Genomic DNA, 14,253 nt, shown 5'->3' on the forward strand with positions numbered 1-14,253 from the left:
CGTTCGGCCAGCGTGGTTTAACGGGGCGCCTAGGATCAAAAGCAGATCAAGATCAAGAGCGGCTCGCTTCGCATCGTGGTTACGGTTGGGCGCTACAGAGCCCCCGGTGTCAGGGTAGTTGTGTAGATATCTATGCTCCGATAGCGGTGTGTCAGCCAGCCAGTGTTCAGCTGACACACCGCCATCGGGGGCAAGCCCCCTCCCACAGTTGGATCTTCATTCATCAGTTAGCCACCACCGGCCCCTAAATCCTCTTCTCGCTGATGCGTCTTCAGAACATGAAGTCCGTGCGTATTCCCCACTCCCACGGATCACCACCTGAGGGATCGAGAGATGTCAGTCGCCACCAGCCCCATTGAAGCCGCGCCTGCGCACGCCAGCGAGACGCTCTATCAGTTCGACGAAACCCCGCTGCTGGCCCGTCAGCGCCAGCAGGAGTCCAACGCCCGCAGCTACCCACGGCGCATTCCGCTGGCGCTCAAGCGTGCCAAGGGTATCTACGTGGAAGACGTGGAGGGCCGCAGTTTCATTGATTGCCTGGCCGGCGCCGGCACGTTGGCGCTTGGGCATAACCACCCGGTGGTGATCCAGGCCATTCAACAGGTATTGAGCGACGAGTTGCCATTGCACACCCTGGACCTGACCACACCGGTCAAGGACCAGTTCGTGCAGGACCTGTTCGGCCTGTTGCCGCCGGAACTGGCTCGGCAGGCGAAGATCCAGTTTTGCGGCCCGACCGGCACCGATGCGGTGGAAGCGGCCTTGAAACTGGTACGCACCGCCACCGGGCGCAGTACGGTGTTGTCGTTCCAGGGCGGTTATCACGGCATGAGCCAGGGCGCGTTGAGCCTGATGGGCAGCCTCGGGCCGAAGAAACCCCTGGGCGCGTTGCTCGGCAATGGTGTGCAATTTCTGCCCTACCCTTACGACTACCGCTGCCCGTTCGGCCTGGGGGGCGCGGAAGGGGTGCGGGTCAACCTGCATTACCTGGAAAACCTGCTCAACGATCCCGAAGCCGGTGTGCTGCCGCCGGCGGCGGTGATTGTCGAAGTGGTGCAGGGCGAGGGCGGCGTGGTGCCGGCGGATCTCGACTGGCTGCGCGGCTTGCGGCGCATTACCGAGCAGGCAGGGGTGGCGCTGATTGTCGATGAGATCCAGAGTGGCTTTGGCCGCACCGGCAAGATGTTTGCCTTCGAGCACGCGGGGATCATCCCGGACGTGGTGGTGATGTCCAAAGCCATTGGCGGCAGCTTGCCATTGGCGGTGGTGGTCTACCGCGACTGGCTCGACACTTGGCTGCCGGGCGCGCATGCCGGGACCTTCCGTGGCAACCAGATGGCGATGGCGGCGGGTTCTGCGGTGATGCGCTATCTCAAGGAGCACGACCTGGCCGCGCATGCGGCGGCGATGGGCGAGCGCCTCGGCGAACACCTGCGCATCCTGCAGCGCGACTTTGCGCACCTGGGCGATATTCGCGGGCGTGGGCTGATGCTTGGCGTGGAACTGGTGGACCCCAATGGCACATGCGACATCCAGGGCCATCCACCGGTGCACCGCCAACTCGCGCCTTTGCTGCAACGTGAATGCCTCAAGCGCGGCCTGATCCTCGAGCTGGGCGGGCGGCATGGCAGCGTGGTGCGCTTCCTGCCGCCGCTGGTGATCACCGCCGCCGAGATCGACCGCGTCGCCGAGATCTTCGGGCGCGCCCTGGCGGCGGCGGTCGCCAGCGTCTAATTTTCCCGGGCCTTGATACGTTTCTACAGATATCAGTGCTGCGCATGGTGCGCAGCCGGCCTTTGAGCGACGGAGAACCGCAATGACCTCAGTATTTGACCGCGACGACATCCTGTTTCAGGTAGTGGTCAACCACGAAGAGCAATATTCGATCTGGCCCGACTACAAGGCCGTGCCGGAGGGCTGGCGCACCGTCGGCAAGAGCGGCATGAAGAAAGAATGCCTGGCCTATATCGAAGAGAACTGGACGGATATGCGTCCGCTGAGCCTGCGTCAGAAGATGGATGGCGCTGCACTCGCCTGAACACTGCCGATCAAGAATGTGGGAGGGGGCTTGCCCCCGATGGCAGTGGATCAGTTACAGACATCAACTGACACACCGCCATCGGGGGCAAGCCCCCTCCCACAATTAATTCGCGTTGACTTCCGGCCTTTCTTTCTCCTGTCCCCCCGTCACCACCTGCACGCTCAAACGCGGTGTCGCCAGGTCAAGCCCGGCTTCATCCAGGTGCCGCTTGAGCGACAGGTTGAACGCCCGCGACACTTCCCATTGCTTGATCGGCGCGGTCTTGAACCGCGCGCGCAGGATGGCGCTGCCCGATTCAAAACTCTCCACACCCTGGATCTCCAGCGGCGACCAGATATTGCGGCGCTGCAGCGGGTCGTTACGCATGGCCTGGCCGACGTCGCGCATGAGTTTGATCGCGTCGTCGATCTCCATGTTGTAGGGAATCGCCACGCGGAAGATCGCGTAGCCGAACTCGCGGGAATAGTTCTTGATGCTCTTGATTTCGCTGAACGGAATCGTGTGCACGATGCCGTCGATATCGCGCAGGCGCACGGTACGAATGGTCAGGCCTTCGACAGTGCCCAGGTGGCCGCCGACGTCCACGTAGTCATCGATGGCCAGGGAGTCTTCGATAATGATGAACAGGCCGGTGATCAAGTCCGCCACCAGCGACTGTGCACCAAAACCGATGGCGATACCGATGACACCCGCACCGGCCAGCAGCGGCGTGACGTTCATGCCCATGTTCGCCAGGGCGACAATGGCGGCAATGATAAAGATGGTCACGAACAGCACGTTGCGGATCAACGGCATCATGGTCTGCGCCCGCGCGTTGGCCAGGCCTTTGCGTGAGCGGGTCAGGGCGTGGTGGATCGCGGTGTCGCTGAGGATCCAGATCAGCCAGGCGAACAGCAGGGTCCCGCCCAGACCGAACAGCTTGACGCTGACTTCATGGCCGTCGCCTTCGGTAAAGCGAATCATCGACAGGCCCCACACCCGCAGCCCCAACTCGATAAACACCAGCCACACCGCCAGGTGCACCAGGGTGTAGACGAAGTTTTTCAGGCGGTCGGAGTACAGCGCATGGCGCTTGTGCCCGCGTTGCGGTTTGAGGGCGTGGCGTCGCACCAGCCCGTTGATCACCATGCACAACACCAGCAGCACTGTGCACAGCAGCGACTGGCGCAGGGCGGTGCTGCTGTCGCCGGCGGAAAGGAAGGTGGCGAACAGCGAAATGCCCACCAGCAACAGCGCCGGCAGGTACCAGAAGGTGCCGATGATCGAGAGGGTGTCGGTGAGGGCGCGACGCGTCAGACGGCGCGACAGCGGCTGGTTGCGGATCAGGTGGGCGATCGGCCGACGGAACCGCAGGATGAAGACGCCGGTGGACAGCGCAGCCATTACATTGGCAACCGTCGCGGCCGTATGCGCCAGGTGCTGGCCGAGCGCCGCGACCAGTCGCGGGTCGCTCAAGGCTTCGCCAAAGGCGGCAAAACTGCCGATCCACCACAGCGGGCGGAAGGCCTGGTGGCGCAGGATATACAGGGCGCGGTGGCGGTGCGGGCCGTCGAGCACCGAGAAGCCAATCACGCAGATCGCCGAGAAACAGGTGCCGACCACCAGCGCGTACGCCAGCACCATCGCCAGCGACTTGCCCAGGGACGAGGGCAGGGCGTAGCTCAGGTAAACCGTAATCACCAGGGCGATCAACCACGGGCCCAGCTTGCGCAAGGCAAAGCGCAGCATGTCCCAGGTACGCGGGTGTTGCGGCAGTTCTTCGGGCAGGCCGAAGCGCTCGCGCACGCGGTGGCTGAGCCAGATCAGCGCGGCGGCCAACAGGCTCCACACCGCCAGGATCAGCGCAAAGCCAAAGATGATCGGCAGCCATTCGTTGGCGGGCAGCATCAGCGCGCTGAGTTCATCCCGGGCCAGGTCGACTTCACTGGCCCAGCGCCCCATCGGGCTGTCGGCGCCGGAGAACTGCTGTTCAAAGCCCGACAGCGTGCTGCCGATCAGGCCGAGCACACCCAGCTCGGCCGCCGGCTGGGCTTTCTGCGTGGCGGCGCGCAGCTTCTTCAAGTCGCTCAGCAACTGGGTGCGCTGCTGGTCGTTCTCCAGGGTCTTGATCACCTCGTCCAGCGACTGCCCCAGGGGCACATCGGCCTGGGGTTGGGCCTTGGCGGAGCCGCCCAGCATCCCGGGCAAGCCCACCGCCTGGGCGGACGTCAGCGGCAGCATTATGAGCAGGGTAATCAGTAGGTAGCGGGGCAGGGCAAACAGACGGGAAAGCACGAGGCGGTCAACCTTGAAAGCGATGAATGGACCGAGTGTACGAGGCCGCTATGCCAGATGCGAGTGTCATTGCGCCAATTTGGCGAGGATCTTGTACACCACGGTGCCCAGGATCAGCAGCATGCCGACCCACATGCCGAACACGCCAAGGGGGTTGTCACGAAAATTGAAGCCGACGGCGAGCATGATCATGCCGATCAGGATGGGGATCAGCATGGCGTGGAAAGAGGACATGGAGATCATGGGGGTGACGGCCTTGTCGGAGTGGAAGTTCTGACAAGTCTAGGCCCGATTGCGGAAAGTGCAGGTGATGCAGATTAGTCCGTCTATACACATCACTCAATGTGGGAGGGGGCTTGCCCCCGATAGCGGTCTTGGGGCTGGCCGGGATGTTGGATCAGACTGAGTACATATCCGTTTCTGCGGTAACGGCTGCTATAGGTTCCGCTTTTACAGCGGCTCACTTTTGAAAAGCGCAAAAGTAAGCAAAACGCTCTTGCCCCACCACTCGGCACCTCGCTTAGGCTCGGCCAGCGTGGTTTAACGGGGCGCCTAAGATCAAGATCAAAAGCGCGGCGGCCTTAGAGCCGACCGGTATCATTTGCCGGTCCGCGATCCAAATGTGGGAGGGGGCTTGCCCCCGATGGCAGTGGATCAGTCACCAGATGCAGTGACTGGCACTCCGCTATCGGGGGCAAGTCGAATCGTCGCACCGCCTCTCCCACATTTTTGATCGAGTCAGCCTGGCAGATCAGGGCAGGTCGCGGCTCGCGTAGAACGCACCCAATACCTTCACCAGATGTGCCAGGTCATGACTGCCGCACAGCTCGCGAATGGAGTGCATGGCAAACGTCGGCAGGCCGATGTCGACGGTGCGCACACCCAGGTGGCTGGCGGTGATGGGACCTATCGTCGAGCCGCAGCCCATATCGCTGCGTACTACAAAGCTCTGCACCGGTACTTCCTGGGCCATGCACAGGTGGCGGAAGAACCCGGCGGTTTCGCTGTTGGTGGCGTAGCGCTGGTTGCTGTTGACCTTGATCACCGGGCCGGCGTTGAGCTTGGGGCCGTGGTTGGCGTCGTGTTTCTCGGCGTAGTTCGGGTGCACACCGTGGGCATTGTCCGCAGACACCAACAGGGATTTCTGAATGGTGCGTACGAATTCTTCACCTTCCGGCAGCAGGCGGCGCAGGGTCTGTTCCAGCATCGGGCCATCGGCGCCGCAGGCCGAGCAGGAGCCGACTTCTTCGTGATCGTTGCACACCAGCACGCAGGTTTCTTCGGTGTCGCTGGTGAGCAGTGCCTGCAGCCCGGCATAGCACGACAGCAGGTTGTCCAGGCGCGCACCGGCGATGAAGTCGCCGTTCAGGCCAATCACGGCCGCGCTTTGGGTGTCGTAGAAGCTCAGCTCGTAGTCGAGCACCACGTCGGCATTGAGCCCATGCTCGCGTGCCAGTTGCTCGGTAAGCACGGCACGAAAGTCCACGCGCTCGTCACCGGCAAATTGCGCGAGGATCGGCGGCAGTTCGGTCTGGGCATTGATCGCCCATCCCTGGTTGGCCTCACGGTTCAGGTGAATGGCCAGGTTGGGAATGATCGCGATCGGCAGCTTGAAGTCGATCAGTTGGCTTTCGACCTTGCCGTCGCGCCGGAACGTCACGCGGCCGGCCAGGGACAGGTCGCGGTCGAACCACGGGGCCAGCAAGGCGCCGCCGTAGACTTCCACGCCCAACTGCCAGAAACCCTGGCGCTGCAGCTCGGGCTGTGGCTTGACCCGCAGGCACGGGCTGTCGGTGTGGGCGCCTACCATGCGGATACCGTCTTGCAGCGGCGAGTGGCGACCCAGTTTGAAGGCGATGATCGAGGAGTCGTTACGGGTTACGTAGTAGCGACCGTTGGCTTCGGTAGTCCAGGTGTCGCGCTCGTCGAGACGCTGGTAGCCGGCCGCTTCCAGGCGCTGGGCGAGGGCGGCAGTGGCATGAAAAGGAGTAGGGGAGGCCTTCAGGAAGTCGATCAGGCCTTGATTCAACGCTTCGCGCATAAATAGCTCCAGACAGCAATGCGCGGAGTTTACCGTTCGAGGGCCAGAAGTGCACAGAACAAATGTGGGAGGGGGCTTGCCCCCGATGGCGGAGTGTCAGTCACTGAATCTGTTGACTGATACACTGCTATCGGGGGCAAGCCCCCTCCCACATTTGACTGCATTCACAACTTAAAAGGGTGCTGGGCACTCGAAGCGCAGGCGTTCGCCGCTTTGCGGATGAGTGAAGCCAAGCATGCTCGCGTGCAGACACAGGCGCGGCCAGGCAGCCAGGGCCTGTTCGTGGGCATACAGGCCGTCACCCAACAGCGGATGCCCGATGGACAGCATATGCACGCGCAACTGGTGCGAGCGCCCGGTGATCGGCGTCAGTTCGACACGGCACCAGTCGCCACAACGCTCCAGCACTTTCCAGAAGGTCAGCGCATGTTTGCCGAATTCGTGATCCACCACATGGCGTGGCTTGGTCGGTGGGTCATAGCGCAAGGGCAAGTCGATGCTGCCGCTGTCCAGTTCCGGCTGGCCCCATGCCAAGGCGGTGTAGGCCTTTTCTGTTTCGCGGTCGTGAAACTGGCGGGACAGTTCGCGGTGGCTATCGGCGTCCCGGGCCAGCAGGATAATGCCGGACGTTTCCCAGTCGAGCCGATGAACGATGCGAGCTTCGGGGTAGCCGTTTTCCTGCAGGCGGGTGATCAGGCAGTCCTTGTTGTCGTCGGCGCGGCCCGGCACCGAGAGCAGCAGGGTCGGCTTGTTCACCACCAGGACAGCGTCGTCCTGATGCAGGATATGGATGTTGGACAGCGGCATTAAACAGCCTCGTAACAAACGCCAACGGCGGCTCCACTGACTGCCCCCTCACCCTGTAGGAGCAAGCTTGCTCGCGAAGAACCTGAGGCCACCGCGTTTCGCCTGAATGAACGCGGTGTCGTCGAGTTTTTCGCGAGCAAGCTCGCTCCTACAGCAGTGCAGGGTCAGGTCGCAGAGCCGCCGTGGCGGCCGCCTGTTCGATCAACGATCAGGCAGGGTGATATTGAGTTCCAGAATCGAGCAGCTGCCGTCATTTTCCAGGGCGACATGCACGTCATCGTTGCCGATATTGACGTACTTGCGGATGACCTCGACCAGTTCCTTCTGCAAGGCTGGCAGGTAGTCCGGGGTACTGCGTTGGCCGCGTTCGTGCGCCACGATGATCTGTAGACGCTCTTTCGCGACCGATGCGGTACTTGGTTTTTTGTTGGCGCGAAAGAAGTCGAGAAATTTCATTGTTCAGTTGCCTCCAAAGATACGCTCGAAGAATCCCTTCTTCTTGACATCGAGGAAGCGGTGTTCCACGGTCTTGCCCAGCAGACGATCGACGGCATCGCTGTACGCCTGGCCGGCGTCGCTCTGGTCGTCAAGAATCACCGGCACGCCCTGGTTGGAAGCCTTCAGGACGGCCTGGGATTCCGGGATCACGCCCAGCAGGGTCACAGCGAGGATGTCCTTGACGTCTTCAACGCCGAGCATTTCGCCATTGCTGACACGCTCAGGGTTGTAGCGGGTCAGCAGCAGGTGTTCCTTGATCGGGTCCTGGCCTTCTTCGGCGCGCTTGGACTTGCTGGCCAGAAGGCCGAGCATGCGGTCGGAGTCACGTACCGAGGACACTTCCGGGTTGGTCACCACGATGGCTTCATCGGCGAAGTACATCGCCAGGTGAGCACCGGTTTCGATGCCGGCCGGGGAATCGCATACCACGTATTCGAAGGTTTCTTTCAGCTCGGCGAGGACTTTGCCTACGCCTTCCTTGGTCAGCGCATCCTTGTCACGGGTCTGGCTGGCGGCCAGCACGTACAGGTTCTCAAGGCGCTTGTCCTTGATCAGGGCCTGTTGCAGGTTGGCTTCGCCGTTCACCACGTTGACGAAGTCGTACACCACGCGGCGTTCGCAGCCCATGATCAGGTCGAGGTTACGCAAACCGACGTCGAAGTCGACGATGACTGTCTTGTGGCCGCGCAAAGCGAGGCCGGTACCGATAGCGGCGCTGGTGGTGGTCTTACCCACACCACCCTTGCCGGATGTAACCACGAGAATCTTGGCCAAGGTGTTTCACCCCTAAGGAAAAAGGACTTTCGGTCCCTGAAAAACATCTCTTGAAACTCGCTGCAGGCGGACAGCCTTTGTAGGGAAAAGCCAGGGTTTGCCCAGGGGAAACGCCAACTTCCAAATAGTCCTACGCAAGTATTGCCGGTTTCGCTTTGCTATCAGAGTCTAGAGATGCTTGGAAAATGCGGCAGTATCCGTTAAAGACGGATGATGTTCAACACATCGCCCGACAGGTTGACCTGTACCGAAGCGCCCCATAGCGGATCACGGCGCAGATCTTCGGAAACCTTGTACTGACCCGCGATGGAAACCAGCTCAGCGGTCAACTGCTGGCAGAAAATACGCGCTTTGGTATCACCCTTGATGCCGGCCAGGGCGCGGCCACGCATTGGGCCGTATACATGGATGTTGCCGTCGGCAAGAAGTTCCGCGCCGGGGCTGACCGAGGAGACCACCACAAGGTCGCCGCCCTGGGCGTAAATCTGCTGTCCGCCGCGTACGGGCGAGGTGATGATCTTTGTAGGCCTGATCAAGGGTTCAGGTGGTTTTTCCGGTTTTTTCTTCTCTTCACCGACCAATGGTTCGAGCGGACGCTCGCGCGCACCGGACGGCGGCAATACTGGCAGTTCAATAGCGATGGCCGCGGCAATGTCCTCGATGCGGCTGGCGCGAATGGCCAGGGTACGCAGGCCATGGGAGCGGCACACGCGCATCAGGCCGGGCAGGTCGATGACGCCCTGGCCTGCTGGCAGTTTGTCCAGGGCCAGCACCAGCGGGGCATTGTTGAAAAAATTCGGCGCCAGGGCGACCTTGGCGGCCAGTTGGCGGTCAAGGGCATCAAGGTCGTTGCGGGCCAGTTCCAGCACGGTAATGGCGAGCATGCTGCCTTTCAGCTGGAACACGGGATCTTGGTCTAGCGGTTCGGTTTGGCTCATGGTCGGCGAAAGCGGCTTGTCACGAAAAGTGTCGAGACTTATAACGAGAACACTCACCCGCCGCAAGCCGAGTCGAACCGTTGTAGAATGCGCGGCCCTTGTCTTTACCGGAATCTGTAATGGATCGCCCGCGTTTTCGAGCTGTATTTCTTCACCCGCGTTTTTGGCCATTATGGCTGGGGCTGGGCCTGTTGTGGCTGGTCACCCAACTGCCGTACCGCGTGCTGTTGACCATTGGTCGCCTGCTGGGCGCCGGCATGTATCGCGTGGCCGGTGAACGTCGCCGCATCGCTGCGCGCAATCTGGAATTGTGTTTCCCGGAAAAATCCGCCAAAGCGCGCAAACGCCTGCTCAAGGAAAATTTTGCCTCCACCGGTATCGCGTTTTTCGAGATGGCGATGAGCTGGTGGTGGCCCAAGCCGCGTCTGGCGCGCCTGGCCCATGTCGAGGGCCTGGAGCATCTGAGGCAAGCGCATCTGGAAGGCAAGGGCGTGATTCTGATGGCCCTGCATTTCACCACCCTTGAAATCGGCGCTGCCCTGCTCGGGCAGAAGCACACCATCGATGGCATGTACCGCGAGCACGGCAACCCGCTGTTCGACTTTATCCAGCGCCGTGGCCGCGAGCGCCACAACCTCGACTCGCTTGCGGTGGAGCGCGACGATGTGCGCGGCATGCTCAAGCTGCTGCGTGCCGGCCGTGCGATCTGGTACGCACCGGACCAGGACTACGGCGCCAAGCAAAGCATCTTCGTGCCGCTGTTCGGTATCCAGGCCGCCACGGTGACGGCCACCAGCAAGTTCGCGCGCCTGGGCAAGGCCCTGGTGGTGCCGTTCACCCAGGAACGCCTGGCCGATGGCAGTGGTTACCGCCTGGTGATCCATCCACCGTTGACCGATTTCCCGGGGGAAACCGACGAAATCGACTGCCTGCGCATCAACCAATGGGTCGAGGCCTCGGTGCGCGACTGCCCCGAGCAATACCTGTGGACTCACCGGCGCTTCAAGAGCCGGCCACCGGGCGAACCCAAGCTGTACGAAAAACGCCGTCGGTAAGCCTGCTGTCACTGTAGGAGCGAGCTTGCTCGCGAAAAACCCAATAGCACCGCGTTCACCTGGGATGTACGCGTAATCATTGGCGATCTTCGCGAGCAAGCTCGCTCCTACAATGATGTGACGTTGTTAAGCCCAATTTTATGCCACATGGAGTGACGCAATGCGCCCAGCTGAACCGGTCACAGGCTTGATTCTTTCCGGCGGCGGGGCGCGTGCGGCGTATCAGGTAGGGGTGTTGGCGGCGATTGCCGAATTGTTGCCGCCGGGGGCGCCCAATCCCTTTCCGGTGATCGTCGGCACGTCGGCCGGGGCGATCAATGCGGTCACCCTGGCCAGTGGCGCGACGGACTTCACCGCCGCTATCGAACGCCTTACCGCGTTCTGGCAGGGCTTTCGCAGCCATCTGGTGCTGCGCAGCGACTGGCCGGGCGTGATCCGCCAGGCCAGTCGTTTTCTGTTTCATAGCCTGTTGGGCCTGGGCAGGCGGTTTCCGGTGGCGTTGCTCGACAGTTCACCGCTGCGCGACTTGCTGCAGGACAAACTGCATCTGGCGGGCATTGATGAAGCCATTCGGGGCCAGCATCTGCACGCTGTAGCGGTCACCGCGTTCGGCTATGAATCCGGGCAGGCGGTGACCTTCTATCAAGGCGGCGGCACCATCGAGGCCTGGCTGCGCCATCGGCGCATCGGCGTGCCGACGCAACTCACGGTTGAGCACTTGCTGGCCAGCTCGGCGATTCCCTTGCTGTTCGCCCCGGTCAAACTCGACCAGGAATACTTCGGTGACGGCGCCGTGCGCCAGTCGGCCCCGATCAGCCCGGCCCTGCACCTGGGCGCCAGCCGCGTGCTGGTGGTCGGCGTCAGCGGTAACCCGCGCGGCAACGAACCCTCGATGCCGCGCACCTATACCGGCCAGGAGCCGACCCTGGCGCAGATCGGCGGCCACATGCTCAACAGCACGTTCATTGACAGCCTGGAAAGCGATATCGAATTGCTGGAGCGCTTGAATCAATTCAGCGATGTCTCGCCCGGTCTGGCGGCCGTTGAAGTGCTGGTGATTGCGCCCAGCCAGCCGATCGACGAAATCGCGGCACGCCATCGCCAGGAATTGCCGGCGGCGTTGCGCATGTTCCTGCGTGGGCCGGGGGCGACCAAAACCAGTGGGGCGGGGGTGTTGAGTTACTTGCTGTTCGAGGCGGGGTATTGCAGCGAACTGATCGAATTGGGGCGCAAGGATGCGCTGGCCAAGCGTGAGGAAATCATCCGATTCCTCGGGCTGACGCAGAGCTGAATGTGGAGAGTTGAATGTGGGAGGGGGCTTGCCCCCGATAGCGGTGTGTCATTCACAGTATCTGTGACTGAATCGCCGCCATCGGGGGCAAGTCGAATCGTCGCACCGCCCCTCCCACATTTGAACTGCGGTGTTTGATCAGAAGTGGTACTTGACCAGGAAGCTTGCGGTGTCCTGGGTCGTCTTGAACGCACCCGAGTCCTCGATCCCGTACTTGTTCTTCCAATAGTCGTATTCAAAACCTACGTACAACTGTTTGTCGCCCCAATGCAGCGCTTTACCGAGGTCGTATTTGACCTGCGGGTTGAAGTGCAGGTTGGCGTGATAAGTGCCACGGGCGTTCTTGTCGTTGTCCACGACCCAGTCCATGAAACCGTCGATCAACACATCGGAGCTGCCCACGGGAATGGTGTACGACCACACCGGAGTGATCTGCCACACGCCGTCACCCGGGCGGTTGCCTTCGGTCTGGCGCTGGTAGAAGTTCAACTGGAAGTAGTCGAAACCCGGAATATTCAAGTCAAACGCCGGGCCCAGCAGGTACGACTCGTTATCGCCTTCGCCGAACTCGTAAGTGAAGGCCAGCAAGACATCTTTGATCGGGCCGAATGACAGGTCCTTGTCGAGGATTTTGCCGAACGACAAACGCGGGCTGAACTCGCCGTAGTAGGTATTCGGACCGACGTTGCCGTCTTCCTTGCCGTTGTAGAAGATGCGATCGAGGAAGAAGAAGTTGTCGCCGTACTTCCACGCGTCGGCATGTTCGAAGGTGACGGTTTGCTGGATCTGCGGGTTGACGGTAAAGCTCTTGCCCCACAGATAGGTCAGGCTGTTGTTTTGCCACTGCAACACATCACCGGCCACGGCTTGGCCACCGGCCAGCAGGGATCCCGCCAGCATCAGGCCTTTGAACATAGGTTTCATTCGGTGCTCCCGAGTTAAAGTTTTATGTTTTTCTCATCTGGCGCTCTGACACGGCGCCTTTGGATTGGCTGAAAAACTCGTCTGGTTGGTCAGCTTTATGGCTACAGCAAAAGCCGCGCCAAGGCGGTAAAAAACCGTCGATTCAAGCGGGCGCGGAGAATACTGGCTCCCACGTCGGGGCTCAAGTGCGCCGTTACAGCGCGCTCAGGGCGACAATGGGGCGTGCGTCAGGTGTGGACGTGCTCAACGGCAGGGCGCTCGGCACCGCCGAGAATGTTGAACAGGATATTCAGCGACAACGCGCTGAGGGTGGCCATGGCGATGCCACTGTGGGTGATTGGGCTCATCCACACCGGCAATTGCGCGAAGAAGTCCGGGCGCACCACCGGGATCAGGCCCATGCCGATGCTTACCGCCACCAGCAACTGGTTGCGCCGGTCGGCGATGTCGGCTTCCTGCAGGATCTTGATACCGGTCGCCGCCACCATGCCGAACATGGCAATGGCCGCGCCGCCCAGCACTGCCGGCGGAATCGAGGCCACCAGGTAGGCGGCCTTGGGCAACAGGCTCAGCACGATCAAAAATACCCCGGCCATAATGGTGACCGAGCGGCAGCGCACGCCGGTCATCTGCACCAGGCCGATATTCTGCGCGAACGAGGAGTGGGTGAACGTGTTGAAGAACCCGGCGAAGAACGACGCACCGGCATCACACAGCAGGCCGCGACGCAGCATTTTCGGCGTCACCTCCTGGCCGGTAATCTTGCCCAGGGCGAGGAACATGCCGGTGGATTCGACAAAGATGATCACCACCACCAGGCACATCGACAGGATGGGTGCCAGCTCGAACCGGGGCATGCCGAAGTGCAGCGGTGTCACCACCTGCACCCACGGCGCCCGGGCCAGGCCGCTGAGGTCGACCATGCCGATAACGCCGCACAATGCATAACCCAGGCCCATGCCGATCAGCACCGAGATGTTCACCCAGAAGCCGCGCATGAACCGGTTGATCAGCAGGATAGTGGCCAGCACCAGCGCGGCGACCGCCAGGTACACCGGCGAGCCGAATGTAGCGGCCGCGCTGCCGCCACCGGCCCAGTTCACGGCCACCGGGAACAGCGACAAACCGATGGCGGTAATCACCGTACCGGTCACCAGCGGCGGGAAAAAGCGCACGACCTTGGACATGAACGGCGCGATCAGCATGCCGAAAAAACCGGCGGCGATGGTCGCGCCGAAGATGCCCTGCAAACCGATACCGGGCATGCCGGCCATGGCGACCATGCTGCCGACGGCGGCGAAACTGGCGCCCATCATCACCGGCATGCGAATACCCACCGGGCCGATGCCGAACGATTGCACCAGGGTGGCAATACCGGCGACCAACAGGTCGGCATTGATCAGGAAAGCGATTTCCTCACGGCTCAAGCCTGCGGCCTGGCCAATGATCAAAGGCACGGCGACGGCGCCGCCGTACATCAGCAAGACGTGTTGCAGGCCTACCAGAATCAGTTGCAAGAGGGGCAGCCGCACCATGGCGGGCGCGGCAGGATTCTGCGTTTCTAACTGGGACATGCAACACCTCGGATCTTTTTATTGTTGTGTTGTGTG

13 protein-coding genes are annotated in these 14,253 nt (G+C 61.6%); 4 read left to right on the top strand and 9 right to left on the bottom strand.

The window, feature by feature from the left end; translation table 11 throughout:
• Positions 1–333: 333 nt before the first annotated feature.
• Positions 334–1,734, top strand: a complete 1,401-nt coding sequence (locus tag BFP89_RS23870; protein ID WP_065887935.1) for an aspartate aminotransferase family protein — start codon at positions 334–336, stop codon at positions 1,732–1,734.
• 82 nt (positions 1,735–1,816) lie between these two features.
• Positions 1,817–2,038: an MbtH family protein gene (locus tag BFP89_RS23875; protein WP_057721389.1), complete on the top strand. Its 222-nt coding sequence runs from the start codon at positions 1,817–1,819 to the stop codon at positions 2,036–2,038.
• Positions 2,039–2,143: 105 nt separating this feature from the next.
• On the opposite strand, the gene BFP89_RS23880 is transcribed toward BFP89_RS23875, so the two are convergent.
• The 7 genes from BFP89_RS23880 to minC form a co-directional block, all read right to left on the bottom strand.
• Entirely contained in the window at positions 2,144–4,315 is a 2,172-nt protein-coding gene (locus tag BFP89_RS23880; RefSeq protein ID WP_065887936.1) for a mechanosensitive ion channel family protein, read from the bottom strand.
• 66 nt (positions 4,316–4,381) lie between these two features.
• Entirely contained in the window at positions 4,382–4,549 is a 168-nt protein-coding gene (locus BFP89_RS29045) for a hypothetical protein (RefSeq protein WP_165386132.1), read from the bottom strand.
• A gap of 517 nt (positions 4,550–5,066) precedes the next feature.
• Entirely contained in the window at positions 5,067–6,356 is a 1,290-nt protein-coding gene (locus BFP89_RS23885; protein WP_065887937.1) for a M18 family aminopeptidase, read from the bottom strand.
• Positions 6,357–6,527: 171 nt separating this feature from the next.
• Positions 6,528–7,163, bottom strand: coding sequence for an RluA family pseudouridine synthase (locus BFP89_RS23890; protein ID WP_065887938.1), 636 nt, complete (start codon positions 7,161–7,163; stop codon positions 6,528–6,530).
• A 201-nt stretch (positions 7,164–7,364) separates the two neighbouring features.
• Complete coding sequence (gene minE / locus BFP89_RS23895; protein ID WP_003175252.1) at positions 7,365–7,619, bottom strand: cell division topological specificity factor MinE; 255 nt, start codon at positions 7,617–7,619, stop codon at positions 7,365–7,367.
• Between the two features lie 3 nt (positions 7,620–7,622).
• The gene (minD, locus tag BFP89_RS23900) at positions 7,623–8,435 is read right to left on the bottom strand and encodes a septum site-determining protein MinD (protein ID WP_065887939.1); all 813 of its coding nucleotides are present in this window, start codon (positions 8,433–8,435) and stop codon (positions 7,623–7,625) included.
• A 200-nt stretch (positions 8,436–8,635) separates the two neighbouring features.
• A complete protein-coding gene (gene minC, locus BFP89_RS23905; protein ID WP_065887940.1) occupies positions 8,636–9,373 on the bottom strand; it encodes a septum site-determining protein MinC in 738 nt (245 codons plus the stop codon).
• Positions 9,374–9,492: 119 nt separating this feature from the next.
• Here minC and BFP89_RS23910 point away from each other — a divergent pair, with 119 nt between their 5' ends.
• Positions 9,493–10,428, top strand: coding sequence for a lipid A biosynthesis lauroyl acyltransferase (locus BFP89_RS23910; RefSeq protein WP_065887941.1), 936 nt, complete (start codon positions 9,493–9,495; stop codon positions 10,426–10,428).
• 160 nt (positions 10,429–10,588) lie between these two features.
• Entirely contained in the window at positions 10,589–11,719 is a 1,131-nt protein-coding gene (locus BFP89_RS23915; protein ID WP_065887942.1) for a patatin-like phospholipase family protein, read from the top strand.
• 138 nt (positions 11,720–11,857) lie between these two features.
• Here the strand turns inward: BFP89_RS23915 and BFP89_RS23920 are convergent, their stop codons facing one another.
• Together BFP89_RS23920 and BFP89_RS23925 are read right to left on the bottom strand one after the other, a co-directional pair.
• The gene (locus BFP89_RS23920) at positions 11,858–12,643 is read right to left on the bottom strand and encodes an outer membrane protein OmpK (protein WP_065887943.1); all 786 of its coding nucleotides are present in this window, start codon (positions 12,641–12,643) and stop codon (positions 11,858–11,860) included.
• 227 nt (positions 12,644–12,870) lie between these two features.
• Complete coding sequence (locus BFP89_RS23925; RefSeq protein WP_065887944.1) at positions 12,871–14,217, bottom strand: nucleobase:cation symporter-2 family protein; 1,347 nt, start codon at positions 14,215–14,217, stop codon at positions 12,871–12,873.
• Positions 14,218–14,253 lie beyond the last annotated feature (36 nt).

Source organism: Pseudomonas sp. 31 R 17, assembly GCF_900004915.1.
Lineage (GTDB): Bacteria > Pseudomonadota > Gammaproteobacteria > Pseudomonadales > Pseudomonadaceae > Aquipseudomonas > Aquipseudomonas orientalis_A.

Excerpts from the sequence above, each read along its gene's own strand:
- BFP89_RS23910 (WP_065887941.1), top strand. The coding sequence starts at position 9,493 with ATGGATCGCCCGCGTTTTCGAGCTGTATTTCTTCACCCGCGTTTTTGG.
- BFP89_RS23920 (WP_065887943.1), bottom strand. The coding sequence starts at position 12,643 with ATGAAACCTATGTTCAAAGGCCTGATGCTGGCGGGATCCCTGCTGGCC.
- minE (WP_003175252.1), bottom strand. The coding sequence starts at position 7,619 with ATGAAATTTCTCGACTTCTTTCGCGCCAACAAAAAACCAAGTACCGCA.
- BFP89_RS23870 (WP_065887935.1), top strand. The coding sequence starts at position 334 with ATGTCAGTCGCCACCAGCCCCATTGAAGCCGCGCCTGCGCACGCCAGC.
- minC (WP_065887940.1), bottom strand. The coding sequence starts at position 9,373 with ATGAGCCAAACCGAACCGCTAGACCAAGATCCCGTGTTCCAGCTGAAA.
- BFP89_RS29045 (WP_165386132.1), bottom strand. The coding sequence starts at position 4,549 with ATGTCCTCTTTCCACGCCATGCTGATCCCCATCCTGATCGGCATGATC.
- BFP89_RS23915 (WP_065887942.1), top strand. The coding sequence starts at position 10,589 with ATGCGCCCAGCTGAACCGGTCACAGGCTTGATTCTTTCCGGCGGCGGG.
- BFP89_RS23925 (WP_065887944.1), bottom strand. The coding sequence starts at position 14,217 with ATGTCCCAGTTAGAAACGCAGAATCCTGCCGCGCCCGCCATGGTGCGG.
- BFP89_RS23885 (WP_065887937.1), bottom strand. The coding sequence starts at position 6,356 with ATGCGCGAAGCGTTGAATCAAGGCCTGATCGACTTCCTGAAGGCCTCC.
- BFP89_RS23875 (WP_057721389.1), top strand. The coding sequence starts at position 1,817 with ATGACCTCAGTATTTGACCGCGACGACATCCTGTTTCAGGTAGTGGTC.
- BFP89_RS23890 (WP_065887938.1), bottom strand. The coding sequence starts at position 7,163 with ATGCCGCTGTCCAACATCCATATCCTGCATCAGGACGACGCTGTCCTG.